The organism is Paenibacillus hodogayensis, assembly GCF_039536325.1.
Lineage (GTDB): Bacteria > Bacillota > Bacilli > Paenibacillales > NBRC-103111 > Paenibacillus_AB > Paenibacillus_AB hodogayensis.
Genome location: NZ_BAAAYO010000010.1, coordinates 521,071 through 547,303, shown reverse-complemented (window position 1 = coordinate 547,303; position 26,233 = coordinate 521,071). Strand labels below are relative to the sequence as shown.

At 57.8% G+C, this 26,233-nt stretch carries 23 protein-coding genes; 18 read left to right on the top strand and 5 right to left on the bottom strand.

Going from position 1 to position 26,233, the window contains the following annotated elements; genetic code table 11:
- Positions 1-78: 78 nt before the first annotated feature.
- Complete coding sequence (locus ABD796_RS21465) at positions 79-234, bottom strand: hypothetical protein (RefSeq protein ID WP_344911599.1); 156 nt, start codon at positions 232-234, stop codon at positions 79-81.
- Between the two features lie 282 nt (positions 235-516).
- Here ABD796_RS21465 and hemE point away from each other — a divergent pair, with 282 nt between their 5' ends.
- From hemE to hemG, 3 genes are read left to right on the top strand one after another with little or no spacing between them, the layout of a single operon-like run.
- A complete protein-coding gene (gene hemE, locus ABD796_RS21460) occupies positions 517-1,584 on the top strand; it encodes a uroporphyrinogen decarboxylase (RefSeq protein ID WP_344911597.1) in 1,068 nt (355 codons plus the stop codon).
- Between the two features lies 1 nt (position 1,585).
- Positions 1,586-2,515, top strand: coding sequence for a ferrochelatase (gene hemH / locus ABD796_RS21455; protein WP_344911595.1), 930 nt, complete (start codon positions 1,586-1,588; stop codon positions 2,513-2,515).
- Between the two features lie 30 nt (positions 2,516-2,545).
- Positions 2,546-3,988, top strand: a complete 1,443-nt coding sequence (hemG, locus tag ABD796_RS21450) for a protoporphyrinogen oxidase (protein ID WP_344911592.1) — start codon at positions 2,546-2,548, stop codon at positions 3,986-3,988.
- 100 nt (positions 3,989-4,088) lie between these two features.
- On the opposite strand, the gene ABD796_RS21445 is transcribed toward hemG, so the two are convergent.
- On the bottom strand, positions 4,089-4,757 hold the full coding sequence (locus ABD796_RS21445; protein WP_344911590.1) for a Crp/Fnr family transcriptional regulator: 669 nt from the start codon (positions 4,755-4,757) through the stop codon (positions 4,089-4,091).
- A 111-nt stretch (positions 4,758-4,868) separates the two neighbouring features.
- Between ABD796_RS21445 and hemL the strand changes: the two genes are divergently transcribed.
- Positions 4,869-6,173 (top strand): glutamate-1-semialdehyde 2,1-aminomutase, encoded by a 1,305-nt coding sequence (gene hemL / locus ABD796_RS21440; protein WP_344911588.1) that lies wholly within the window; start codon positions 4,869-4,871, stop codon positions 6,171-6,173.
- 223 nt (positions 6,174-6,396) lie between these two features.
- On the top strand, positions 6,397-6,723 hold the full coding sequence (locus ABD796_RS21435; protein ID WP_344911586.1) for a hypothetical protein: 327 nt from the start codon (positions 6,397-6,399) through the stop codon (positions 6,721-6,723).
- Positions 6,724-6,851: 128 nt separating this feature from the next.
- Here the strand turns inward: ABD796_RS21435 and ABD796_RS21430 are convergent, their stop codons facing one another.
- Positions 6,852-8,831 (bottom strand): phosphodiester glycosidase family protein, encoded by a 1,980-nt coding sequence (locus ABD796_RS21430; protein ID WP_344911584.1) that lies wholly within the window; start codon positions 8,829-8,831, stop codon positions 6,852-6,854.
- 126 nt (positions 8,832-8,957) lie between these two features.
- On the opposite strand from ABD796_RS21430, the gene ABD796_RS21425 reads away from it, so the two are divergent.
- Positions 8,958-9,080, top strand: a complete 123-nt coding sequence (locus tag ABD796_RS21425) for a hypothetical protein (protein WP_344911582.1) — start codon at positions 8,958-8,960, stop codon at positions 9,078-9,080.
- A 210-nt stretch (positions 9,081-9,290) separates the two neighbouring features.
- Positions 9,291-10,769, top strand: a complete 1,479-nt coding sequence (locus tag ABD796_RS21420) for a LysM peptidoglycan-binding domain-containing protein (RefSeq protein ID WP_344911580.1) — start codon at positions 9,291-9,293, stop codon at positions 10,767-10,769.
- Between the two features lie 64 nt (positions 10,770-10,833).
- On the opposite strand, the gene ABD796_RS21415 is transcribed toward ABD796_RS21420, so the two are convergent.
- On the bottom strand, positions 10,834-10,998 hold the full coding sequence (locus ABD796_RS21415; protein ID WP_344911578.1) for a hypothetical protein: 165 nt from the start codon (positions 10,996-10,998) through the stop codon (positions 10,834-10,836).
- 727 nt (positions 10,999-11,725) lie between these two features.
- On the opposite strand from ABD796_RS21415, the gene ABD796_RS21410 reads away from it, so the two are divergent.
- The 4 genes from ABD796_RS21410 (at position 11,726) to ABD796_RS21395 (ending at position 18,950) form a co-directional block, all read left to right on the top strand.
- Positions 11,726-14,401 (top strand): valine--tRNA ligase, encoded by a 2,676-nt coding sequence (locus ABD796_RS21410; protein ID WP_344911576.1) that lies wholly within the window; start codon positions 11,726-11,728, stop codon positions 14,399-14,401.
- Positions 14,402-14,572: 171 nt separating this feature from the next.
- Positions 14,573-15,949 carry a bifunctional folylpolyglutamate synthase/dihydrofolate synthase gene (locus ABD796_RS21405; RefSeq protein ID WP_344911574.1) on the top strand — a complete coding sequence of 459 codons (1,377 nt, stop codon included), beginning with the start codon at positions 14,573-14,575 and terminating at the stop codon, positions 15,947-15,949.
- A gap of 8 nt (positions 15,950-15,957) precedes the next feature.
- Positions 15,958-17,340, top strand: a complete 1,383-nt coding sequence (murC, locus tag ABD796_RS21400) for a UDP-N-acetylmuramate--L-alanine ligase (protein ID WP_344912914.1) — start codon at positions 15,958-15,960, stop codon at positions 17,338-17,340.
- Positions 17,341-17,534: 194 nt separating this feature from the next.
- On the top strand, positions 17,535-18,950 hold the full coding sequence (locus ABD796_RS21395) for an SPOR domain-containing protein (protein ID WP_344911572.1): 1,416 nt from the start codon (positions 17,535-17,537) through the stop codon (positions 18,948-18,950).
- Positions 18,951-19,025: 75 nt separating this feature from the next.
- On the opposite strand, the gene ABD796_RS21390 is transcribed toward ABD796_RS21395, so the two are convergent.
- Complete coding sequence (locus ABD796_RS21390; RefSeq protein WP_344911568.1) at positions 19,026-20,342, bottom strand: N-acetylmuramoyl-L-alanine amidase; 1,317 nt, start codon at positions 20,340-20,342, stop codon at positions 19,026-19,028.
- A gap of 181 nt (positions 20,343-20,523) precedes the next feature.
- On the opposite strand from ABD796_RS21390, the gene ABD796_RS21385 reads away from it, so the two are divergent.
- The 7 genes from ABD796_RS21385 to mreD all read left to right on the top strand — a co-directional run bounded on the left by ABD796_RS21385 (position 20,524) and on the right by mreD (position 26,208).
- Positions 20,524-20,766: a DUF4321 domain-containing protein gene (locus tag ABD796_RS21385; RefSeq protein WP_344911566.1), complete on the top strand. Its 243-nt coding sequence runs from the start codon at positions 20,524-20,526 to the stop codon at positions 20,764-20,766.
- A 62-nt stretch (positions 20,767-20,828) separates the two neighbouring features.
- On the top strand, positions 20,829-21,533 hold the full coding sequence (locus tag ABD796_RS21380) for a Maf family protein (protein ID WP_344911562.1): 705 nt from the start codon (positions 20,829-20,831) through the stop codon (positions 21,531-21,533).
- Between the two features lie 429 nt (positions 21,534-21,962).
- Complete coding sequence (locus ABD796_RS21375) at positions 21,963-22,721, top strand: MgtC/SapB family protein (protein WP_344911558.1); 759 nt, start codon at positions 21,963-21,965, stop codon at positions 22,719-22,721.
- Between the two features lie 165 nt (positions 22,722-22,886).
- Complete coding sequence (gene radC, locus ABD796_RS21370) at positions 22,887-23,588, top strand: RadC family protein (RefSeq protein WP_344911554.1); 702 nt, start codon at positions 22,887-22,889, stop codon at positions 23,586-23,588.
- Between the two features lie 103 nt (positions 23,589-23,691).
- Positions 23,692-24,729: a rod shape-determining protein gene (locus ABD796_RS21365; protein ID WP_344911551.1), complete on the top strand. Its 1,038-nt coding sequence runs from the start codon at positions 23,692-23,694 to the stop codon at positions 24,727-24,729.
- Between the two features lie 85 nt (positions 24,730-24,814).
- Complete coding sequence (mreC, locus tag ABD796_RS21360) at positions 24,815-25,669, top strand: rod shape-determining protein MreC (RefSeq protein ID WP_344911548.1); 855 nt, start codon at positions 24,815-24,817, stop codon at positions 25,667-25,669.
- Positions 25,670-25,677: 8 nt separating this feature from the next.
- Positions 25,678-26,208: a rod shape-determining protein MreD gene (gene mreD / locus ABD796_RS21355; RefSeq protein ID WP_344911545.1), complete on the top strand. Its 531-nt coding sequence runs from the start codon at positions 25,678-25,680 to the stop codon at positions 26,206-26,208.
- Positions 26,209-26,233 lie beyond the last annotated feature (25 nt).

Genomic DNA, 26,233 nt, shown 5'->3' with positions numbered 1-26,233 from the left:
GAGCCCTTTTTTATGACGTTTCCCGTTTCAACATGCGTCCCCCCGTCGTTCTGGATAATAAGCCCTCAGGCTTTCCGATCAACTCCCGGGCGATACGATCCAGCCGAACACGCTGACGAGCGCAACAAGACCGAAAAAGAAATAGCTGAACGTGCGCAGCGGCTTCGGCAGCGAGCTTTGCCATTGATCCACGGCGCGTTCTCCGAATTCCGGCTCCATCGGCGGTTTGTCCATTCGCGTCTCCTCCTTTCCGGGTAACCGCTTTCAATTGCTATATAACATAAGACGCAGCAGAAGACGAAAAGTTTCAAAAACGGAAATTATATTTTTTGGAAGAAATCGTCGGCCTCTGTCGAAAAGAGGGAGGCGCTTCTCTCTAGCGCATTGTCATAGTTTTGTCGGATTATATACGGCGGTTTGGTTGTTACGGCGCGCGAAATGGGGCATAATGAAAGTTGGAAACAGGAAGCTAGAATCCTTCCTTACAAAGCGCGGAATAGAAGGGGAGAACCGAATATGGCTTATAACGATAACTTTATCCGGGCATGCCGCAAGCAGCCGGTCGACCGGCTTCCCGTCTGGTATATGCGCCAAGCCGGACGGTACGATCCGGATTATCGCAAGATTAAAGAAACGCATTCGCTGCTCGACATATGCAAGCAGCCGGAGCTGGCCGCCGAGGTGACGTTGATGCCGGTCCGCAAGCTGGGCGTTGACGCCGCCATTTTGTATTCCGACATTATGAATCCGGTCGCATCGATCGGCATCGACTTCGATATCGTCAAAAATGTCGGGCCAGTCATTGACAATCCGCTGCGAAGCGCCGAGGATGTGCGCAAGCTGCGGCCGATCGACGTGGATGGCGACCTATCCCACATTATCGAGACGATCCGCATTCTCGACCGCGAGCTGGAAGTGCCGCTCATCACGTTTGCCGGCGCTCCCTTTACGATCGCAAGCTATCTGATCGAAGGCCGTCCGTCCAAAAGCTATATCCGGACGAAGGAAATGATGTATGGTGCGCCAGACGTCTGGTTTATGCTGATGGACAAGCTCGGGGATATGGTCATAACGTATTTACGCGCTCACATCGCTGCCGGAGCGAAGGCGGTGCAGCTGTTCGACAGCTGGGTCGGGTCACTGTCGCCCGCCGATTTCCGGACGTACGTGCTGCCGACAATCGAACGCATTTTCCAAGGCTTGTCCGATTTGCCGCAGCCGAAAATTTATTTCCCCGGGGTCAGCTCGGGCGAGCTTCTGCCGGACTTGCACGGCGTGAAGGCCGACGTCATCGGACTGGACTGGCGGGTGCCGATTCGTCAAGGGCGGCAGCGTCTGAACGACCGCTTTGCCGTGCAAGGGAACCTCGATCCGTATATTTTGACGGCGCCGATGGACCTGATCGAGCGTCAGGCGCAAGCTTTGATCGACGAGGGACTGGAAAGCCCCGGCTACATTTTCAACCTCGGTCACGGCTTATTCCCGGAAGCATCGCTTGATAAGCTGAAAGCATTGACCGATTTCATACACCGGTACTCGGAGAGCGCTATAGCCAAGCTTCGGGTTGCGGAGGGAGCGAACTGAATTGTCGAAACGGAAAATAGGCGTTCTTGTCATGTCGTACGGAACGCCCGCCAGCATGGATCAGATCGAAGCTTATTACACCCATATCCGGCGCGGATCGCCGCCCTCCGAAGAGCAGCTGAAGGCGCTGACGGACCGCTATGAGAAAATCGTCGGCGGCTTTTTCCCGCTGCGCGAAAATACGAACCGCCAGGTGGAGGCGCTCGAGCAGACGCTGAATCGGGACTACCCCGAACTGGAGTTCAAATGCTACCAAGGCTTGAAGCATGCATCGCCGTTCATCGAGGACGGGGTCAAGCAGATGGCGGCCGACGGCATAACCGAAGCGGTCGGCGTCGTACTCGCTCCGCACTACTCGACCATGAGCGTAGGCGGCTATATGAAACGGGCCCAAGAGACGGCCGAGCCGCTCGGCTTGCCAATCCGTTTCGTGAAGAGCTACCATCTTCATCCGAAGCTGATCCGTGCGCTGGCGGATCGCGTAACTGCGGCGCTAGATCGTTTCGAGTCGAAGGAAGGCGTCAGGGTGCTGTTCTCCGCACATAGCTTGCCGGAAAAAATATTGGAAATGCGCGATCCGTACCCGGACCAACTGCTGGCTTCGTCCAAGGCGGTTGCCGAGCTTGCCGGAATCGGCGACTGGCAGTTTGCTTGGCAAAGCGCCGGACAGACAGCTACACCGTGGCTCGGACCGGATATTATGGACGTGCTGGAAACGATCCATCGCGAGGAGAACGTCGAGCGCGTGCTTATTTGCCCGCTCGGCTTCGTATCCGATCACCTCGAGGTGCTGTACGATATCGATATCGAGTGCAAACAGCTGGCCGAACGGCTGGGCATGCATCTCGAACGGACGGCATCGTTGAACACCGACCCTCTGTATATGGAGACGTTGAGCGATGTCGTCTATAAGCAGCTTACCGAAGCGTAGGCGGGCTTTCAAAGGGGGAACGTTGTCGTCATGGGAGAGAGAACGCGCAAGCGCGTCGTCATCGCGGGCGGTGGCATCAGCGGCCTGACCGCCGCTTTCTATGTCAGGAACGCGCTGGAGAGACGGCATATCGAAGCCGATATCTCGATCGTGGAGAAAAGCGATCTGTTCGGCGGTAAAATCCGTACGCTGCACCGCGACGGGTTCGTCATCGAGCAGGGACCGGATTCGTTTCTCGCCCGCAAGCTGTCCATGATCGAGCTGACGCGGGACTTGGGCCTTGAAGGCGAGCTGACGGGAACGAACCCGAAGGCGAATAAAACGTATATCGTTCATAAGGGCAAGCTGCAGCGGATGCCCAAAGGACTCGTGCTCGGAGTGCCTACGGAAATGAAGCCGTTTCTCGGCTCCGAGCTCGTATCCCCGGCAGGCAAGGCGCGGGCGGCCATGGACTTTATGCTGCCGCGGCGTAAAGAAACGGGAGACGAGTCGGTCGGGGATTTCTTCGAACGCCGGCTCGGCAAGGAAGTGCTTCATCATATCGCCGAGCCGATTCTGGCCGGGATCTATGCGGGAGATGCGCGCAAGCTCAGTCTGGAGGCAACCTTCCCGCAGTTTCAGCAGGCCGAGCAGAAGTACGGCAGCTTGATGAAAGGGATGACCGCAAGCCGTCTCAATACGCCGCCGCCATCGCCGGTAACGGAGGCGATCCCGTTCATGCATCGCAAGAGCGTGTTTCTGACGTACCGCCGAGGGCTTGTCACGATATTGGAAGGACTCCGCAACGCTTTGGAGGACACGATCGATATTCAAGCGGCGGTTCAAGAACTCGTCCGGGACAACGATCAGTACGTGATCGGGCTCGATCAGGGTGAGCGGCTGGAGGCGGATGCGGTTATACTGGCGATGCCCGCATTTGCCATAGCGCCTTTGCTCGGCCAAATGCCGGAGGCGCAATGGCTGGGGAAGATGGACTACGTTTCGGTAGCCAACGTCGTGCTGGCTTACGACAAGGAAGCGATGACCCACCCTTTGGACGGCTCGGGCTTCGTCATTCCGCGAACGGAAGGCCGATTTATAACGGCATGCACCTGGACATCGTCCAAATGGCTGCACACGGCTCCCGAAGGGAAGGCGCTTATCCGCTGCTACGTGGGACGGGCCGGTGATCAAGGCTGGAAGGAACTGTCCGACGAAGAGATCGTCCGTCGGGTTCGGCAAGATGTAGCCGAACTGATGGGCATTGAAGCGGAGCCTTTGTTCGTGGAAATAGCGCGGCTGAATCATTCAATGCCGCAATACGAGGTTGGGCATGTGGAGCGCATTCGCCAATTGCGCGAAGCCCTTCAGACGACGATGCCGGGCGTGTACGTCACCGGACCCGCGTTCGAGGGCGTAGGCATCCCAGACAGCGTCCGGCAGGCCAAGGCTGCGGCCGAAGCGGCTGCAACCTACCTGGCCGGCGGTTTTTGACCACAAGCTGTGAGCAGCGAGGGTCTGACGATCTTAGTGCGGATCGGGACGCAGCGGACTGGTGGAACGACAGTGGCCGGATCGAAGCGGCCTGGCTCCGTCAGCTTCCGCCGCGCAGCTTGTCCAGATGCAGGACGAATTCGTCGATTCCTACGGAGAGGACGCGGCGGTCTTCCAGATCGCGGATCACTTGCATAAGCACGTTTTTCTGCACGCCGGCCATCCGCGAGATTTCGTCGAAGTTGAGCGCAAGCTTGACGTGAATGGCATTTGCTTTGCGGGAGCCGTTCTTGTTGGCCAACAAGATCAAATTTTTGACGACGCGGGAACGCGCATCGAGGAAGGTCAGGTCGTGGACGTGCTGGTTCGTATCGCGCAGCCGCTGCGCCAGCTCCTGCATGACGCTGAGCGCAATGTCGAAGTTGGCGCGGAGCAGCCCGAGAAAGCTGTCGGCGCCAAGTACGATCAGAGAAGAGTCCTCCAGCATCTGGGCGCTGCCGGAGCGCGGCTTGCCGTCGATCAAGGAAAGCTCACCGAAGCTTTCTCCGGCTCTGAAGATCGATAATATTTTGTCTTCTCCGCCTTGACTGGTTAAATAAAGCTTGACGGAACCGGTCTGCACGATATAAAAATCGCTTCCGGGTTCTTTCTCGCGGAACAGTATCGTTCCGGCTTTGTAGGTCTTGCGGGTACAAATCTCGGCGATGTACCGCAACTGGCTGTCGTTCATTTTGCAAAAAAGCGGCACTTGCCGCAAAATTTCCATCATCCCGTTAACCCCCGCTTTGCCTTATGGCTTCTTGAGCGTATTTTACCACACGGGGGCTTCAGACGAACAGTATTCATATCGGATAAATATCCTTACTAGGAGTGTGGACGGATGTCGGAACAACAGCGCAAACGGGCGGACGCGAAATCGGCCGCGGCGTTCGAGGAAGCGAAGCGGTACATTCCCGGAGGCGTAAACAGCCCTGTACGCGCCTTCAAATCGGTCGGCTTGACCCCGGCTTACATCGAACGGGCCAGCGGCTCTCGGGTGTACGATATCGACGGCAATACGTTTATCGATTATGTCGGGTCCTGGGGTCCGCTCATCGTTGGGCATGCCCATCCGGAAGTAGTCGAGGCGATCAAGCGGACGGCTGAAAAGGGCACCAGCTTCGGGGCGCCGACGGAAATCGAAACCGAGATGGCCAAGCTCGTCTGCGAGCGGGTACCTTCGATCGAGATCGTGCGGATGGTCAATTCCGGGACGGAAGCGACAATGAGCGCCCTCCGGCTGGCGCGCGGCTATACTGGACGCAACAAAATTTTAAAGTTCGAGGGCTGCTATCACGGCCATGCCGACTCCCTGCTCATAAAAGCGGGCTCCGGGGTTGCTACGCTCGGGCTGCCGGACAGTCCGGGCGTGCCAGAGGGCGTAGCGGTCAACACGATTACGGTGCCGTATAACGATCTGGAGTCGGTTCGTGTGGCTTTCGAGAAATTCGGCGAGGAAATCGCCGCCATTATCGTCGAGCCTGTGGCCGGCAACATGGGCGTCGTTCCGCCGCTTCCGGGATTTTTGCAAGGGCTCCGCGACGTGACGAACCAGTACGGCAGCCTGCTTATTTTCGATGAGGTGATGACGGGCTTCCGCGTCGGCTTCCATTGCGCGCAAGGCGTATTCGGCATTACCCCGGATCTGACCTGCCTCGGCAAAGTCATCGGCGGCGGTCTGCCGGTTGGCGCATACGGCGGCAGACGGGACATTATGGAACGGATGGCGCCTAGCGGTCCGATCTATCAGGCAGGCACGCTGTCGGGTAATCCGCTGGCGATGGCCGCCGGATATACGACGCTGAAGCTGTTGGCCAAACCGGGCGTGTACGAGGAGCTGGAACGGAAATCGGCCCGACTGGAGCAAGGCTTTACGGACAACGCCCGGAAGCTCGGCATTCCGTCCACGATCAACCGGATCGGTTCGATGGTATGTCCGTTTTTCACGGAAACGAAAGTAGTCGATTACGAGACGGCCAAGACGTCGGATTTGGCCCGCTTCAACCGTTATTTCGGCAATCTGCTCGATCAGGGCGTGAGCGTAGCGCCTTCGCAATTCGAGGGGATGTTTGTTTCCACCGCCCATACGGACGAAGATATCGAGGCGACGATCGAGGCGAACTATAACGCATTGGCGCTCTTGTAAGGGTTGGGGGCGTCCAGGCGAAAAAGAAAAGCGTTCCATTCCTTCTCGAAGAGGAGGGGGAACGCTTTTTTGTGCGTATTGCGGGCAAAGCCCGAGGTTAGCTGCAACAAACCAGATGCTTGTTTCGTATAAAAGGTGAAGGCGCACAAGCTGCGCGGGCGCCATAAACTAAACGACGCCACCGACTTGCAGACGTAGCGTGCAATACGAAAGGAGAACGAACATGAAGAAACGGGTATTCATTCTTGCTCTCTTTTCCTTGACGATCGTTTTTCTTGCCGGATGCGGCGGAGAGAATGCGACCCAAGCTTCCATTTTAACCTATAATAAGCAACAATTTATTGGAAAAGAGTTGGTTTGTAAAGAGCAGTACGGGACGATTCAAAAGGTTGGCATGGTGTCCAAGAAAAAAGCCGGTCATCCGCTGCCGGAAAATGATTTTTCATCAAACGAATTTGCAGAGGGAACCGAAATATACAAGGTCGATAACAGCAAGCTATTGGCAAAAGTGGATGACAACCAATTTAAAGTGTTCGAACTTAAAAAGTAACGAAAATCATATTGGAAATAGAGGGAGCCCATGCTACGGCGCATGGGCTCCTCGTTTGTTCATTGTCGCGATAAGTGCATGGTGTTGACAATGCGGTACAGCGGTTGCAATTCGCGTATGTAGTTGAATTACTTGGCTGCACCGCTGCCATTCGTCGGGGTCGCCGGGGATTGAGGCGCTCCGCCTGCCGGAGGAGTGCCGCTGCCTTGCCCTGAGCTGCCGCCCGCCGGAGGAGTGGCGCCGGCTTGCCCTGCGTTACCGCCCGCCGGAGGAGTGGCGCTGCCTTGCCCTGAGCTGCCGCCCGCCGGAGGCGTAGCGCTGTTTTGCCCTGAGCTGCCGCCCGCCGGAGGCGTAGCGCTGTTTTGCCCTGAGCTGCCGCCCGCCGGAGGCGTGGCGCTGCCTTGCCCTGAGCTGCCGCCCGCCGGAGGAGTGGCGCTGCCTTGCCCTGAGCTGCCGCCCGCCGGAGGAGTGGCGCTGCCTTGCCCTGAGCTGCCGCCCGCCGGAGGCGTAGCGCTGCCTTGCCCTGAGCTGCCGCCCGCCGGAGGCGTAGCGTTGTTTTGCCCTGAGCTGCCGCCCGCCGGAGGCGTAGCGCTGTTTTGCCCTGAGCTGCCGCCCGCCGGAGGCGTAGCGCCGCCTTGCCCTGAGCTGCTGCCCGCCGGAGGAGTGGCGCTGTCTTGCCCTGCGTTGCCGCCCGTCGCAGGCGTGTTTTTCGTTCCTTCGCCAGCGCCGCCGGAAGCGGGGGCACCTGCTCCCGCGCCGTTGCCGGCCGGGGTGCCCGATTTGCCGGCGTCCGGGGTCGTGCCGCCAGGTTTATCTTTGTCGGATGCCGCTCCGCCGTTGTTTTCCGTTTTGGGCGGGGTGGTCGTTTTGGCTCCGGTGCCGCCTTGTTCGTTTTTAGCCGGTTCTTTCGGCTTGTCCGTCTGGCCGGGAGCTTGCGTTTTGTCGGGTTCCGTTTTTTGCGGCTGGGATTGCTGCTGTTTTTTTTGTTCGGCTTGTTCCTTCAAGAAATCGGGATGGTCGTATCGGCCGCCCGGATCGATCTTGTTCAAACCGTCCCAAATCCGGTCCGCCTTATAGGAATCCGGATCGTCATATACCAGAATGCCCGAAGGCAGTCTCCGCTCGCCGTAACGGCTCGAAGGCTTCGTCAGCACCTCGCCCTTGACGACCAGCTCGGAAGAGGCGCCTCCGTCGAGCAGACCAGCATTAACCGCGCCTTCCTTGAGCAGCAAATCCTGAACTTCTTTCAATGTCGCACCGACGCTGCTCGTCTGACGGCCGTCGATGATGACGAAGATCAAGGTGCCGTCTTTCTTTTGTCCGATCGCGGTACGGGGAGCGCGTCCCCAGCCTCCGTCGCCGCTGGTGATCTGCCCGTTGCCGTTGGCGATCAGGCGAGGAGCGACGAACGATACGGCTTCCTTGACGCCCATCTTCTGCAGTTCGAGCAGGCTGTATTTGCCGACGACAAGCGTTCCTTCATGAGTGAAGCCGATAATATGTTGAGCGGTGTCCGCTTCGACGTCGGCAAATATCGGCTCGTATCCGGACATGATGAGTCCGATGGGGGCGAAGCCGTTACCGAGTCCGTCCGGGTCGATGAAGCCGCCGCCGTTGATGCCGGCTACCGCTCCGGTGCGGATCGCCATCGAGCTGATCCGTTCGCCCTCGCCTACTTTGTTCGGCACGACGACGCGTATTGAGGTCGGGTCGTATACATAAATCATTTTGCCTTTCCAGAACTGTCCGGAAATTTCGATCGGCTCGCTGATCAGCTCTTCAACCGATCTTTCTTTGCGGACCAGATCGTGCTTGATCAGATCCATGTCCTGCTTTTCAAGCGCCGAGGTTTCGGTGAATTGATGGGACATTTTTACCATATAATTGCGTTTTTCCTTGCCGACGACGATCCATGCCCAATCGCGGTGCTGAGTCGATATGACCGTTTGGGCCAGAAACTCGCGTATCGCGAGTCCGGGAGGCGTCAAATATAAAAAGCTGGACGTTGCGAAAATAAGCAGCGCAAAAATGAGCAGCGTTTTCTTAAACCAGCTCCATCCGCCAAGCTCTCTTCGCGTACTCGCCCATATTTGGGTAGCTGTGCTCACAGCGGTTCCTCTCCTTATCGTATCTTCCATGTTGCCAACCATCATCATATCATATTTTTGTTTGGTTTTGGGTGGGGGCTTTGTTAAAATATAAGGAAAATCCCGATGAAATCAGGAGACAAAACGATGAAGCAGTATTACGTATTCGACTTTCCGCTCGAGCTGTACGGGATCGGTTTTGTATTCGTTCTGGCTCTGCTCGGCATAGTCTATTTTGCCTATCGAAGGGCCAAAAGACGGAAGGTCTAATATCCCTGCGTTAAGCATGAACGCTTTCCTTTGCCAAGCGGCTCCGGTAGCCTTGGAGCAAACTTTGGAAAAAACGTGTCATGCGCCTCTTCCTTCGTCCATATATATGTTATAGAACGCTCTTGAGAACGATCCGGTACATAAGAGCAGACTGACGTAGAGACTCCGCACAAGCGTATCGGACAGGACGTTATGGAAGGAGGAATTGCAGTGAGCGAACAGCAGTCGGGCTTACGCTTTGATATTTACGAGCGGGTTCATCTGCCGGCAAGCGTAGCCGCGATACAAGAACTGGATGAGGTCGAATTGACCCCGCAAATTCGCGTAACCGTCGAAGGGGATCAAGCGGTAGTAAAAGGGTACTTGCTGCTCGTCGGCGCGTATTCCGGACAAGCGGAGGGCGAGTCGCGCGAGACGAAACGGTTGGAGCATACGATTCCGGTGGAGATTACGCTGCCGGTCAATCGCATTCGAAGCGTGGACGACATTACGGTGGAGATCGATAATTTCGATATCGATCTGCTCTCCTCGCGCAGCCTGAACGTGACCGGCGTATTATCTCTGGGCGGCATCGAAATGCTGTCCGGACATCCGGAAGCGTGGCGGGAGGAAGAAGAGGTCTTGTTCGTGCATGAAACGGCCAAGGCGGACGAGACGTTCGGAGCAGAACCGGGTGCCGCGGCGGGCCGCAACGAGTTTTACGAACCGCACCCCGAGGCGATCGTGGCGAGCGAGCCGGTTCCCAAGCCGAGCGAACCTGCGACCAAGCCGAGCGAGGCTCCGCTCAAGGCAACCGTACCGTTGTTCAAGGCAAGCGAACCTTCGCTTAAGCCGGGCGAGAAGACCGAAAGCCTGGGCAGCCATTTCCTGAAACAGTATCCCCAGAACGTACAGGCCGTTGAAGGAGGCGCCTTGAAGAAGCCGGGCGAGCCGCTCCAGGGTGAAGCCGCCGAGGCCCAGCAGCAGGAAGCCGCCGAAACCGCGCGACTGGAGGAACTGCAGAGACAGGCGGAGGCAGCGGAGATTGCCCGGAGGGAGCAGCAGCGAGCCCGCTTCCAGGAATCCGCGACGGAACGGAGCGCTCCGAAGCAAGCCGCTTCGGATAGTGAGTCCGCAGCCATAACCAGTTCCGCGCAGCTGCCGGTGCCGCGCGATCAGCTTCCAGACGACAATTTTGAAGACTACGAGGCCTTGAATGAATATGATGGAGCCCCGGCTTCTACGACGACTGACGACGGCGGTCAGGAAGAGGCGGTGGAGGCTGCCGCCGATGAGGCGGAGAAGGGCGAGATGAAGATCGCCTTCGGCAGCAAGAAGCCGGAGGGGGGCTCCGCGTTCGATTTGAAATCGTATTTGAGCAAAACGGACGATTACCGGGTCAAGAAGGCGTCCGAACCGCAGGGGGCTCCGGCTTCGCGGTCAGGAAGGTCATGGCGCGGCGAACCGGGCGCGGCAGCAGCCGAGCCTGTGGCGGAGACGGGCGGCTCGGATGTGCTGGAATGGAAAAACTTGTTTTTATCCGCCAACGAAGAGCAGCAGTTTCGCACGCTGCGCCTCTGCATCGTCCATAAGGACGATACGGTGGAATCGATCGCGCGCAAATACGACCGCAAGCCGCAGGAAATCCGCCTGCACAACAGCCTGAGCGATACCGAAGTGTCCGAAGGCCAGATCTTGTATATTCCTTAGAAAATAGAACGCGTCCCGTTCGGCCCTCAGGCTGTCGGCGACGCGTTCTTTTTGCAGGATGGCCTCAGTAGACGTTGAGCAAAAAGCCGAGATAGAGCAAAAACAGGCCAAATAAAATGAAAACGTCCAGCCCGGTGGGCAAGAGCAGCGTCCGCACGAATTGAATGCAGATCAGCGGAAAGAGGACCCCTTTGACGGAATACCGGATTTTCCACCACCATTTGTCCATAAAACGCGTTTCACCTCGTTTCGGATCGTTCCGGCTAAGGTGACGAGCTTGTCGGTATCATCGTGTATGACGGTTCGCCCCGATTGCCTCCTGTTCTATATGTATGAAGCCCCGTCCATTGGATATGCTGATGATAAGGTCGAGCCGAAGGAAATACGGACGAATGGAGGCCGTCATGGGATCGACAGTCCAATCCATTTACCAGGCGTTGTGGATTACGGCCTTGATCGCGGTGGTCATCTACGTCGCCAAGCAAATGTTCAAGCGAGATTAGCGGATGGCTCATTGACTGAACCGCGCAAAATGTTTAATATAGGGGTAACCCCAAAAGTGGAGACAGGGCTTGGACGCCGGTTCCGCTGCATTGAAGGGGACCATCTGATAAGCAAAGACTTGGAAGGGGAGTAGTAGGCAGCCAAACCTTCAGAGAGCGGACCGCTTGACGCTGTGAGGATCCGCAGGCTGTAACTGTCGAAGTCGCCCCGGAGTCGCCGGTCATGCCGCACAATCGTTCTCCGCCGTTGCGCGGGATGTTGGGCAGCACGGAGAACCGGCCGGCCGCAGCCGTTATCTGCTCGAGTGTCGCGTTTGTTTCGGTAGGAACGGCGCGGAATAAAGGTGGTACCACGGAAGCAATGCCTTTCGTCCTTTGCGGCGGAGGGCTTTTTTGTTTTCTTTTTTTGGCCGCTTGCATGTGGGCGGCGAACGAAACGGGAGGTTGTTGTTCATGACGGAATTGCAGGAAACGAAATCGACTTCGTCGGTATCTATGCCGACCACGTACGACCCGAAGGCGGCCGAAGCGAAATGGTACGCTTACTGGCTGGAGCATAACGTGTTCGCAGCGGGCAAGCGTCCGGACGCCCAGCCCTATACCATCGTGATCCCGCCCCCGAACGTAACGGGGATGCTGCATATCGGCCACGCTCTCGACTGCACGCTCCAGGACATTATGATCCGCATGAAGCGGATGCAAGGCTTCGACGCATTGTGGTTACCGGGGACGGACCATGCCGGCATTTCCACGCAAACGAAGGTGGAGCAGAAGCTGCGCGGCGAAGGCTTGTCGAGACATGATCTGGGCCGGGAAGCGTTCCTCGAGAAAGTATGGGAATGGAAAGAACTGTATGCGAACACGATCCACGAGCAATGGGCCAAAGTGGGCTTCTCGCTCGACTACTCCCGCGAGCGCTTTACGCTGGACGAAGGGCTGTCCCGCGCGGTTCGCGAAGTGTTCGTCCAGTATTACGAGAAAGGGCTCATTTACCGCGGCAAACGGATTATTAACTGGGACCCGGTGGCTCGTACGGCGCTGTCCGATATCGAGGTCGAGCATAAGGAGGTTCAAGGGGGACTGTACCATCTCCAGTACCCGCTGAAGGACGGAAGCGGCCATATTACGGTTGCTACCACTCGTCCCGAGACGATGCTCGGGGATACGGCGGTCGCCGTTCATCCGGATGACGAGCGTTACCGGGACATGATCGGCAAAATGCTGATTTTGCCGATTGTCGGCCGGGAAATTCCGGTTGTTGCGGACGAATACGTAGACAAGGAATTCGGAAGCGGCGCCGTCAAAATTACGCCGGCTCACGATCCGAACGACTTCGAGGTAGGCGAGCGCCATGAACTGCCGCGGATTCTCGTCATGGACGAGTCCGGCGTCATGAATGCGAACGCCGGCCCGTACCAAGGAATGGACCGATTCGACTGCCGCAAAAAGCTCGTGCAGGATTTGAAAGACCAGGGCGTATTGCTCAAAATCGAGGAGCACGTCCATCAGGTCGGTCACAGCGAGCGGACGGGCGCGGTTGTCGAGCCGTTCTTGTCCACGCAATGGTTCGTCAACATGAAGCCTCTGGCGGAAAAGGCGATCGAAGCGCAGAAGTCCGGCGCGGGCGCGAATTTTGTCCCGGATCGGTTCGAAAGATCGTACTTGCAATGGATGGAGAACGTCCGCGACTGGTGCATCTCGCGTCAGTTGTGGTGGGGGCACCGCATCCCGGCATGGTATTGCGACGATTGCGACGGCATCACGGTTGCCCGGGAAGACGCGACGGCGTGTTCGCATTGCGGAGGAACGCATTTGAAGCAGGACGAGGACGTATTGGATACCTGGTTCAGCTCCGCGCTCTGGCCGTTCTCCACGCTCGGCTGGCCGGACGATACGGCCGAAAAGCGCAAATATTTCCCGACGAGCCTGCTCGTTACGGGGTATGACATCATTCCGTTCTGGGTGTCGCGGATGATTTTCAGCTCGCTCGAATTCACTGGCCAAATACCGTTCAAAGACGTGCTCATTCACGGTCTCGTCCGCGATTCGGAGGGCCGTAAAATGTCCAAGTCGCTTGGCAACGGGGTCGACCCGCTCGAAGTCATCGAGAAGTATGGCGCCGACGCCATGCGTTACATGCTGTCCACAAGCAGCACGCCGGGTCAGGATTTGCGTTTCCGTTGGGAACGGGTAGAGCAAGCCCGCAATTTTGCCAACAAAATATGGAACGCCTCGCGCTTCGCGCTTATGAATCTGGAAGGCTTCTCGGCTGCGGATATCGACCTTGGCGGGGAGCTGCGCACGGCGGACCGCTGGATTTTGCACCGGCTGAACGAAACGGCTGCGGAAGTGACGCGGCTGATGGACATCTACGAATTCGGCGAAACGGGACGGGTGCTATACAACTTCATCTGGGACGATCTGTGCGACTGGTATATCGAGTTCGCCAAGCTGTCGCTGTACGGGGAGGACGCCGCGGGCAAGAAGACGACGCAGTCCGTGCTCGCTTACGTGCTGGACCGCACGCAGCGGTTGATCCATCCGTTCATGCCGTTTATCAGCGAAGAAATCTGGCAGCATCTGCCTCACGAAGGCGACACGATCGTCCTGGCCGAATGGCCGGTTTACGACGCCAAGCTGGAGGCTCCCGACGCCGTGGCGGAGATGAACCTGTTGATGGATGTGATCCGGGCGGTGCGCAATATCCGGGCCGAAGTGAACGTGCCGATGAGCAAGAAGATCGAGCTGGCTATTCGTCCGTCCGGCGAAGAGACGCTGTCCATCCTGCAGCGCAATGAAGAATATATCCGCCGCTTCTGCAATACGTCCAGCTTCGAGCTGGGCACGTCGCTTGCCCATCCGGAGAAGGCGATGACCGCCGTCGTGACGGGTGCGGAGCTGTTCCTGCCGCTGGCCGGGCTGATCGACATCGCGCAGGAGCTGGCGCGGCTGGAGAAGGAAGTGCAGACGCTCACCGCAGAAGTGCAGCGCGTGGAGAAGAAGCTGTCCAACGAAGGCTTTGTCGCCAAAGCGCCGGCCAAGGTAATCGAGGAGGAGAAAGCGAAGATGCACGATTACGCCGAGAAGCGGGAGAAGGTGCTAGCGCGCCTTGCCGAGCTGAAAGGGTAATCCAAGGGCATTGCACGCGATGTTGAATACCCGGCTGCATGGGCGGCCTCCGAAACGATAGGCAGACGGAACGGTCTGGGGAGCGAGGGCGCTCCTCAGGCCGTTTTCCGGAAATGGACCGATGACTATCAATTTCACGGACCAAATTCATATATTAAAGGGATGAGACGTATGAATGGAGCGACCGATGCCGCGCAGGCGGCTTTCCGGACGGCGGACGAAGCGGTAAGTTGGATAACGGGCAGGATGAAATTCGGCATTCGTCCGGGGATGAAGCGGATGGAACTGTTTATGGAGAAGCTCGGTTTTCCGCAAAGACGGCTGAAATTTATCCATGTGGCCGGAACGAACGGCAAAGGCTCCACGTGCGCCTTTTTGACGAAAACGCTGATCGCGTGCGGGTATGACGTGGGGACGTTCACTTCTCCTTTTATCGAACGGTACCAGAACCGGATTCAATACAACGGCCGTGACATCGGGGACGATTCGCTGCTTGCGCTCGTCAATGAAATCAAGCCGATTTTCGACGAAATCGCCGAAACCGAATGGGGAGCCCCAACGATGTTCGAAGTGTCGACGGTGCTGGCCGTGCTGTACTTCGCTAAGGAGGCGTACCCGGACTTCGTCGTATGGGAAACCGGCCTTGGCGGCCGTCTCGATTCGACCAATGTCGTGACGCCTATCGTATCGGTCATTACGAACGTAGGTCACGATCATATGGAAATATTGGGCGAGACGCTCGCGCAGGTGGCCGAAGAGAAGGCCGGTATTATCAAGCCCGGGGTGCCTGTCGTCAGCGCGGTTGAGCAGCCCGAGGCGATCGAGTCGATTCGCCGGGCGGCGGCTGAGCGCAAGAGCACGCTCTATCTGATGAACGAGCAATTCCGCTTCGAGCCGGTCCGCTCCGATCTCGATCGGCAGACGCTCCGCTTCTCGGGACCGTTCCGCCGGCTTGACGATATCGACATTACGCTTAACGGGGCTCATCAGTTGAAAAATGCGGCCGTCGCCCTGATGACGCTGGAAGTGCTGCGGCAGTATTATGCCGTCGTGCTGGACGAGGAGCCGTTCCGGCAAGGCATGAGCTCGGCGCAGTGGCCGGGAAGGCTGGAGATGGTTAGCCGCGATCCGCGCGTGCTGCTGGACGGCGCGCACAATCCGGAAGGAGCGGAGACGCTGGCGGAAGCGTTGAGCACCGTCTACCGGTACGACAAGCTGCATATGATGATTGCCATGATGCCGACCAAGCAGCATGAGGGCGTGCTGCGGCATTTGCTGCCGCTGGCCGATTCCCTGATCGTGACCGAGCCCGACTTCTTCAAGAAAGCGGAGGCGGAGGCATTGGCCGGCCTGGCCCGCGATATGCTGAAGGAGCTGAATCTGTCGCTGGATATTACCGTGGAGCCGGATTGGAAGACGGCGCTTCGTCTGCTGACGGAACGTACGGACCGCGAAGGCGACCTGGCCGTCGTGACAGGCACGCTCTATCTGATCTCCGATGTGCGATCCTGGATGCTGTACCGCAAAGATTCTGACAAAGGCTGGTGAGCGTGAGTGTGAATACGACGGAGCAGGTGCATTTTATCGGTATAGGCGGCTACGGGATGAGCGCGATTGCCAAAGTGATGCTGGAGATGGGCTTCAAAGTGACGGGATCGGATTTGACGAGACAGGAGCTGACCGACAAGCTGGCGGCCAAGGGAGCCAAGGTGTTTATCGGCCATGCGGCCAGTCACGTCCGGGGGGCGGATGTCGTCGTCTATTCGACGGCCTTGTCCGGGGACAACGTGGAGATGGCGGAAGCCGAGCGGCTGAACATTCCGATCCTGCACCGCTCGCAGATGCTGGCCAGGCTGATGGAGTCGCGCAAAGGCGTCGCCGTCGCCGGGGCGCACGGCAAAACGACGACGACGTCGATGATTTCCCTCGTCATGGAGGAGTGCGGGCTCGATCCGACCTATATTATCGGCGGGGAGATTATGAATGTCGGCAGCAACGCCAAGGCGGGCTCCGGCGATTATGTCGTCGCCGAGGCCGACGAAAGCGACGGTTCGTTTTTGCGGTACAGGCCGCAGTACGCGATCGTGACCAATATCGAAGCCGACCATCTGGAAAATTACGATGGCGATTTCAATAAGCTGAAGCAGGCGTACGCCCAGTTTTTGGGACAGGTGACCGAGGGCGGCAAGGCGGTCGTCTGCATCGACGACCCCGAAGTGCGCGAGGTTGTCGCCACCGCGGCTCCAGGCACGACATTGACGTACGGCCTGGATCGGGAAGCCGACTACCGCGCCCTGAACGTCAAGCTCGGGGACCGGCGCGTGTCGTTCGAGGTCAGTCACGGCGGCGTGACGCTCGGTACGCTGGAGCTGTCCGTTCCGGGACGCTATAACGTATACAATGCGCTTGCCGCCTTCATCGTCTGCCGCGAGGCGGGCATTCCGTTCGCCGACTTCGCCGCGGCGATCAAGCTGTTCCGCGGCGCGAAGCGGCGCTTTCAGGTGCTGGGCGAATCCGGAGGCATCCTCGTCATCGACGATTACGCGCATCATCCGACGGAAATCGTAGCCACGATCGGGGCGGCGAAGGCGACCGGCAAGCGGATTATCGCGGTGTTCCAGCCGCAGCGGTATACGCGGACGTATTTTTTGTTCGAGCAGTTTAGCCGCGCGTTCGGAGAAGCGGACGAAGTCGTTATCGCCGATATTTATTCGCCGGCCGGAGAGCGGCAGATCGAAGGAATCAGTTCGGAGAAGCTGGTGGAGCTGATCCGGCTGAACAGCAACAGCCATGTACGCCATATTTCGTCCGTGAACGAAGTGCTCGCTTTTCTTCTAAGTTTCGTCCGCAGCGGAGATCTGGTGCTGACGATGGGCGCGGGCGACATTTGGAAGGCGTCCCACGCCCTTGCCAAAGCGCTTGCCGAACGGGAAGGCTGACGGTCGCGGCCGCCAAACGGCGGCTCTGCTCGTAAGCCATACTGCCTATGAAGAGACCAGACGGAGGCCGATAGCCCGAAAGGGAATCGGTTTCTTTTTGTTGCCGCCGGAAACGCATGATACTGTCATATTGCCCGCCTGTCCCGCATACAGATGAGAACAAGCAGTTTTCAGGGACAAGGAGTGAACCGGGCATGAACAAGGCGAGAATTACGTACCGATTCGACGAGCCGGGACGGGATACGGTCCGCAGGGAACCCAGACCGGTTATCCCTTTATCGAAAGAAGAGTTTACCGTCGTGGAGGACACGCGTCTGCCGGGTCCCGAGGACGTCTACCGCGCGGAGCCGTCCGTGCGTCCGGAGCCTCGCGCAGAGAAGCGGCGCGATGAAATATTCGATACGGGTCCGCTTAACCAGTTCACGACCGATTTCGGCGCTTGGAAAAGCCCGTTCGAAGCCGAGACCGAACGGGTGGAGCGGATGATTCGCGAAGCCGAGCATACGGAGCATCGCGAAGAGCGCCGCCCCGAGCCCGTCCGGGAACCATACCGGGAACGCAAGCAGGAGCGGGAGAGGGAACGCAACCGGGATCGTTATCCCGTCGAGCGGGAGGGACCTATCGTGGATCAGGAGTACGATCCTGGACAACTGCCCGGAGGTTACGACCGTTACGATCGTTACGATCGTAACAACCGGCCGGTCACCACGATTCGTACCGGTCACGAACGGAATCCCGTTACCCCTTGGTTGAAAATCGTTGCGTCGGTCACAGGGGCGGTCGCTACCGGCGTATTGATCGGTTTCTTCGTATTGTCGATGTTCGGAGGTGAGGATCAGCTTCCCGGCGTCCCTGAAGCGACAGGCAAGCAGCAGGTCGCCGGGACGAATCCGCAGACGAAGCAGCCCGACTCGGCAGCGGCGTCGTCCGGCGCCAAGGAGCCGGCGGCTCCGGCTGCCTCCGCAGCGGCTGCCTCCGTATCGGCCAAAATCGCCGAGCAATCGTATACGCTGCTGCAAAACGGCGTTTTTTCCAATCAGCAAGGGGCTGACGCTGCGGTAGCCGAGCTGAAGAAAAAGGGGCTTGCCGCTTTCGTGCAGCCGTCCGACAAATTTTACGTATACGTCGGCATGTCCCCCAGCCGAGACGATGCTCTGGCGTTAAGCCAGACGCTCAAGGAGCAGCAGATGGAGCTGTTTTTGAAGCCGATCACGCTGCCGGCGGCGGATAAGGTCAGATGGTCCGGCGAGCAGACCGGGGCGCCCGAGCAATTTTTCGCGCAGAACCGCAAGCTGCTCCAGACGATCGCCAATTTCACTACAGCCCGCTTGAAGGAGAAGACGCCGGCGGCGATCGACGATTCGACCCTTCAGTCGATTCATACCTCCCATCAAGCATGGACAGGCGCGAGCGGTTCGTTCGGAGCGGGGCTCGCCCAGGAGCAAAAGGCAATGCTGCAAAAATGGGGCACCGCGATGAGCACCGCCGTCACGTCCATGGACGAGTACAAGAAAAATCCGTCGCCGGCGTTTCTGTGGGCCGCGCAGTCGGCGCTTATGCAGGCGCTGTTCGCGGAAAACGAGTTGCTCGGGGCAATCAGGGTGCAATAAACGGCACAAACGAACAAAGGACCTGCGCGCATGCAGCGCACAGGTCCTTCTTGAGGTATCGCGACCTTACAACACCTAGCGATTGGCCGGTTTTCCGGTATTCGGGACGGCTGCCGGCTTACCGGAGCCGTCCGTCTGGACGGCGCGGCCCGCCTTGTCGTTCTGGGCCAACAGCCGGTCGACCATCGCCGCCATTTCGGCCCGGGTCATGTTTTTCGCCGGAGCGAACGTTTTGTCGGTCACGCCGTTCATAATGCCTTTCTGTTTCAGCCGGTAGATCGATCCGGCCGCCCAATACGTGGCCGGCACGTCGGCGAAATCCGCCGTCTTCGTCCACGATCCCTGCGCGGAGCCGTCGGTCATCCGTTCCAGCAGCACGGCGACTTCGGAACGGGTAACCGGCTGATCGGGCCGCAGCGAGCCGTCCTCATAACCGCTAATGTAGCCCAGTCGGATGGCGTTCTGGAACGTCCCGTACGCCCAATGCGATTTGGGCAAGTCTTGGTAAACTTGGCCCGTGACGGTCGTCTGGCCCGTTGTGCCGGATGGCGTCTTCAGCTTGTCGCCGAATGAGAACAGCCTGTCCGCGATCGTGAGCCATTCCGCCCGCGTCATCGGCTTGTCCGGTCTGTATGCGCCGCCGTCCCCCTCTACAAGCCCTTTTTCCTTCAGGCGAACGATGGCGTCGCGGGCCCAATGTCCGGCAATGTCGGAGAAACCTCCGGGAAGCGTCAGAGGCAAATACGCGGCAACGCCTTTGGCGATTCCGTCGGCGAGCTTCTGCCGTACCGAATCGTCGGCCAGCCGGGCGGCGTCCGACGCATTGCTGAGAAACGCCGTCTCCACCAGGATGCTCGGAACTTGTCCCATGCGAATCACGTACGCGGCGCTTGGCACGAGGCCGTTGTCCGCGAAGCCGGTCTTCGCGACCATATATTGCTGCACCAGCGATGCGAGGCGTTTGCTTTGAGGTGTAAGCGCGGCCATCTCCTCGCTCGAAGGGTAGCTGGCCTGCGGGAAGTCTTTGTCGTAATAAAGGACGAGCGATCCGCTTGCGTTCGCGTTCGTATGCGAATTGGCGTGGACGGATACGAACAGGTCGGGCTTCTCCTTATTCGTCATTGCGACGCGATCCGAGAGGCTTATGTAATCGTCCGAATCCCGGGTAAGCGTTACGTCGTAACCTTGCTCGGTCAGCAAATCGCGAAGCTTTCGGGCGACGCTGATATTTACATTTTTTTCGTAAAGTCCGTTAACGCCTACGGCTCCCGGATCGGAGCCGCCATGTCCGGCATCGACCACGATTTTCGCGGCGCTGGCCTGGACGGGTGCGGCAAGAAGGAAGCCGGCTGCGAGAAGCAGCTTGATCAGTCCGGTGTTCATTCGTCTCATGCGTGCAGTCCCCTCCCATCTTCATTGTACATGTCGAGCGGGGTGGAAGTATTCAGGAAATATGTTCCATTGCGTACGTCCGGGACATGCGCTAGGGCTCATTGTCAACCGCCTGCGTCCATCGTATAATTAGGTCCGTGAACAGGCCATACGCGATTGTCGGAGGAGAGGGCGGGTTTTGATGAAAAAAAACGGATTCATGCTGGTGCTATTCCTGCTGCTCGGCCTGTTGGCCGCCGCGATTGTCACGCAGCTGCTGGCGTCCGTCACATGGCTCGGCTTTTTGACCAAATCGGCGCAAATTACGTGGGAGCCGAAAGCGGATTTGAATGTCATCAAATACAGCTTGTTTTTACAGCTTAAGCTGAACGTCATCAGCATTCTGGGCATTGCCGCCGCCATATGGATATACCGGAAAATGTGACGAGGGACGCGGCGGACAAGCCGGATAAGGCTTTAGCTTTGGAAAGCAGAAGGAGAAGGAGAATGAATACTATGTCACAGCAAACGACGCTTCTGCTGGCTTCGAGCTCTCCGCGCAGACGGGAGCTGATCGGAACGATCGGATTGCCCGTTCTTATCGAGGCTCCCGACGTCGATGAGACGATGCCGGAGGGCACGCCGCCGGACGAGCTGGTCGAACAGCTGTCGCTTCGCAAAGCGGGTACGGTAGCCGGACGGAACGGGGAACAGACGGGAACGATCGTCATTGGCTCCGACACTGTCGTCGTTTTGGACGGACGCATCTTGGGCAAGCCTGCCGACGGGGACGAAGCATTTGCCATGCTGCGCGCGCTGTCCGGACGAACGCACCAGGTATACACCGGCATTACGTGCATAGACGCGGGATGCACCTTGCCGCCGACCGTGGCGGAGGGCCGCGGGACCGTCATGCCGTTCGGAGACGTCGGCCGGTATCGGGTGTCGGCGGAGGGGGCGGACGGGAAGCCGAGGGCGCTCGTCGGACATACCGTCAGCCGGGTGACGTTCAGGCCGATGAGCGATAAGGAAATACGAGCGTACATCCGGACGGGCGAGCCGATGGATAAAGCGGGAGCATATGGCGTGCAGGGATCGGGAGCCTTGTTTATCGAAAAGATCGAAGGCGATTTTTATAGCGTGATGGGGCTTCCCTTGAGCCTCCTTTACCAGCTGTTATTGCATTGGGGGATCCGTCCTTTTCAAGGATAGTCGGGGAGCTCGTCGCGAACGATTGCCGGAAGAAATGCATAAAAGAGGCGTGCGGTTGCCGAAGCCGCACGTCTCTTTTGCCGTATGGAATATTTGTTTACATGAGAGCGCTCCAGCCTATTGACAATCGAATAGCAAGGAGCCATAATGTTAAATAATTGTTAAACATTTTGAAAGCGGTCTATCCGCTTTCATCCATGCTTCCTTAATGCTACGGTGGATCAAATAGGATATCGGGTGGGGACGCGGAGACAACCCGAAGACCTGGCTTGCTTGGCTGACTTGCGCAGCGGGACAGGCGTTTTGGTTTACACGGAGCCGTTTTTCAAACTTATTTACTTATTCATTAAGTTATTTCGGCAGGTCTTATACCGCACTCGAAACATGCCGCCGGCGCATAGTATGGGGAATAAGGAAGTGCAAAATGCGATGATCAATGAAAGCGTCTGGCATATTTCCAATTTTGATTTGACTATACGCATGGTCGTCTCGGTTCTGCTCGGCGGCTTGATCGGCTTGGAACGGGAATGGAGCAATCATGCTGCCGGCTTCCGCACCCACATTCTCGTGTGCATCGGGGCAACGTCGATTATGCTTTTATCCATTTACGGGTTCTCGCAATTTATCGAGGAGCCGAACGTGCGGACCGATCCGGCACGGCTTGCCGCCCAAGTCATAAGCGGCATCGGCTTTCTCGGAGCGGGCGCGATCATCCGCAACGGACCGAGCATATCGGGGCTGACGACGGCCGCTTCGGTGTGGGTCGTAGCGGCGATCGGCCTGTCCGTCGGAGCGGGCTTTTATTATCCGGCCTCGCTTGCTACGTTTCTCGTACTCGTGAGCCTCTTCCTGCTTAACAAATGGGAGAAGTATCTGCTGCGCAACCGCCGCAATCAGGATGTCGTGATCAAAATTTACGATCGGCCGGGCATGCTTGGCATCATCGCCACGAAGTTCGGCGAGCAGGGTATCCAGATTAAAAATTTGGTTATGCACTCGGCCAGCGCAGAGGTCGAAGGAGCGATGGAGCTACGCTTTACTCTCCGGACGACAAGCTCCGACAGGCTGCTGAAGGCGCTCGAACAAATATTGACGATTCCCGACGTCATCGGTCTGGAATCCAACTCGATGCCTTCCGCCCAGATCAAATCGTTTTCGACCGGACGCTCGGCATCCGGCGGCGGCTAGAGGCCGCTTTGCAAGGCAATCTTCTCCCCGTCGTTACCGGCGGGGATGTTTTTTTGGACGGCGGACATTCCGGCCCCTTTTTTTTCGAACCATTTCGTATACTATCGTATGTAATGGTATAATGGAAGGATAAGAAGCAATCCCATTTTTGTCGAAAGAGGGGAAATGATGGAATCCTCCGCAACACCCATATATACCATGCGCGATATGCCGCTATCGGAACGGCCGCGCGAACGTATGCTCCGGGACGGGGCAAAGGCGCTCAGCAATGCCGAATTGCTGGCCATTCTGCTGAGAACCGGCACGTTCCAGGAGTCCGCGGTGGCGCTTGCCCAACGTCTCCTGATCGAAGCGGGAGGTTTACGCCAGCTTGTGGAGATGAATATCGAGCAGCTGACCGCTTTGAAGGGGATCGGGCATGCGAAGGCGCTGCAGATTCAGGCCTGCATCGAGCTGGGCAGGAGGGTGGTTCGAACGTCGCAGCCCGACACGGTCACGATCCGTTCCCCCGGGGACGTGGCGCTGCTGGTCGCGGAGGAGCTCCGTTATTTGCAGAAGGAACATTTTGTCTGCTTGTTTCTGAATACGAAAAATCACGTTATCGGACAGGAGACGTTGTCGATCGGCAGCCTGAACGCGTCGATCGTACATCCGCGCGAGGTGTTCCTTGCGGCCATCAAGCGGAGCAGCGCCTCCATCATTTGCGTCCACAATCACCCCAGCGGGGACCCGACGCCGAGCCCCGAAGATGTCGACATTACACGCCGGCTGGTCGAAGCGGGGTCCGTTATCGGCATCGACGTGCTCGATCATGTCATAATCGGGGACAAGCGAAATGTGAGTTTGAAGGAACTAGGTCTGATGTAATATAATGAGGGGACGGACAAAAGATCCGCGCCGAATGACGGCTTCGTGGGAAGGCTTCGATCCAGGAAGCTTTTCTCTCTTATGAAAGGAGATCGCACACCTTATGTTAGGTAGTTTTTCGAAGGACCTGGGGATTGACTTGGGGACAGCCAATACGCTTGTGTACGTCAAAGGAAAAGGAATAGTGGTCAGAGAGCCGTCCGTGGTCGCTCTGCGTACCGATACAAAAACGATCGAGGCAGTCGGCGATGCGGCCAAGAAAATGATCGGCCGGACGCCTGGAAATATACGTGCCGTTCGTCCTATGAAGGATGGCGTTATCGCCGATTTCGAGACGACCGCGACAATGATCAATTACTTTTTGCGGCAGGCGCAAAAGCAGCGCGTGCTGTTTCCGCGCCGTCCGAACGTCATGGTTTGCGTTCCGTCCGGCATTACCGCGGTCGAGAAGCGCGCCGTCGAGGACGCGACCAAGCAGGCGGGAGCCCGCGAAGCTTATACGATCGAGGAGCCGTTCGCCGCGGCCATCGGGGCCGACCTGCCGGTATGGGAGCCTACGGGCAGCATGGTTGTCGATATCGGCGGAGGCACGACCGAGATCGCGGTCATTTCGCTCGGCGGGATCGTGACGTTCAAGTCGATTCGCGTCGCCGGCGACGAAATGGACGAGGCGATCATGCAGTACATTAAGAAAACGTACAATCTGATGATCGGAGAGCGCACGTCCGAGCAGCTGAAGCTGGAGATCGGCTCCGCGCTGCCGATGGAGAAGCCGGAAACGATCGAAATTCGCGGCCGCGATCTGGTCAGCGGATTGCCCAAAACGATGTCGGTCACGTCGGACGAGATTACCGAAGCGTTGGCCGATACCGTCAACAACATCGTCGAAGGCGTGAAGGCGACGCTGGAGAAATGTCCGCCGGAGCTGGCAGCCGATATTATGGATCGCGGCATCGTCTTGACAGGCGGTGGAGCGCTTCTGCGCAACCTGGACAAGCTGCTTGCCCGGGAGACCGGCATGCCGGTGCTCGTAGCCGACCACCCGCTCGATTGCGTGGCGATCGGAACCGGCCGGGCGTTGGACAACATTCATTTGTTTAAATCGACAAGATCCGGTTCCGGTTCGAGATCGAGACGTTAAATCGCTACGACAGCGCCGGCCGGCCGCGCGACAAGGTGAGAGGGCGCGGCTGCGTTGACCGGCCAGACGTTGGAAGGTGTTCGCTTTGTTCAAATGGTTTGGAAATATAAGGCTGATTATCCTGATGGCCGGGGTGATCGTGTTCGTGGCGATCATCGGTTTTACATACGGCGGCAAGGGACCGATGTCTGCGCCGGAAGGCTTTATGAAGGATACAGTCACCTGGATGCAAGGAGTGCTGAACAAGCCGGCCAGGGCCGTATCGGGCTTCTTCGGGGACGTGCGGCGGATCTCGGTATTGTACGAGGAATACCGTCAGATGAAGCAGACGCTGACGCAGTATGCGAAGGATACGGCGCGTCTGAACGATCTGGAGGCGCAAAACAAGCGGTTGCAGGACGCTCTGGGCTTCACCGAACGCCAGCAGCAATCGAACAACTACAAATACCGCATTGCCGAAGTGTATGCCTCGAGTCCCGACCCGTTGAACAGTACGATCGTCATCAACCTCGGCGAAAAGGACGGCATCAAGATGAACATGGGAGTCATGTCCGTCGACGGACTGATCGGCCGCATCGTCAGCGTCTCGCCGTTCTTCTCCAACGTTCAATTGCTGACCGATCTCGATTCCAGCAGCACGAAGGCGATCGCTGTGACGATCAAAGGGAACGAGAACGAATCTTTCGGCATTCTGGAAGGCTATAAGCGCGAAGAACAATTGCTCGTGATGAATAAAATTCCGAAGACGGACAAGATGAAGCCCGGCGATGTGGTCGTGACATCCGGCATGGGGCAGCTGTTTCCGCGCGGAATCGAGATTGGCGAGGTCGTCTCGCGCGACGAAGGGGAGTTCGGCATCACTCATACGGCGCTGGTCAAGCCTTTCGCTTCGTTCAATCATCTGCGCGAAGTATTTGTCATCCAAGTGCCGGATCTGTGAGGTGAAGCATGCGCCGTTACCGGATCTTTCTTATTTTGTTCGCTTTGTTTTTGCTTGAGGGCACGATTCTGCAGTGGCTGATCCCCGCCGCGTGGAGGTCTTCCGCGCTGGTCGCCCCGCATCTCGTGCTGGTCGGCGTCATCTTCACGTCGCTATTCAAAAACCGCTATCAGGGGCTTGCCTACGGACTCGGGTTCGGCATGCTGCAGGATTTGATTTATTACGGCCATGCGCTCGGCATTTATTCGTTCAGCATGGGGTTGGTCGGTTATTTATTCGGCTCCGCATTCCGCTTCTCGACCCGGGGCATCGTCATCAGCCTCATAGCCGCCATGCTCGGCTCGTTTCTGTACGATTCGCTTGTTTTCGGCATTTATCACCTGTTTTTGAGCATCGTTCAAACCGGTTATCAATGGATGTTCCTGCACGGGATTTTGCCCAGCATGCTGTTCAACGCTTTGATCGCGCTTTTGCTGTATATGCCGATGCGCAAATGGCTGGAGGACGACGAGGCGGATCGGGAGTCGGAAGAGAAGTGAAGCCGGGCATGGACGGCAGGAGAAA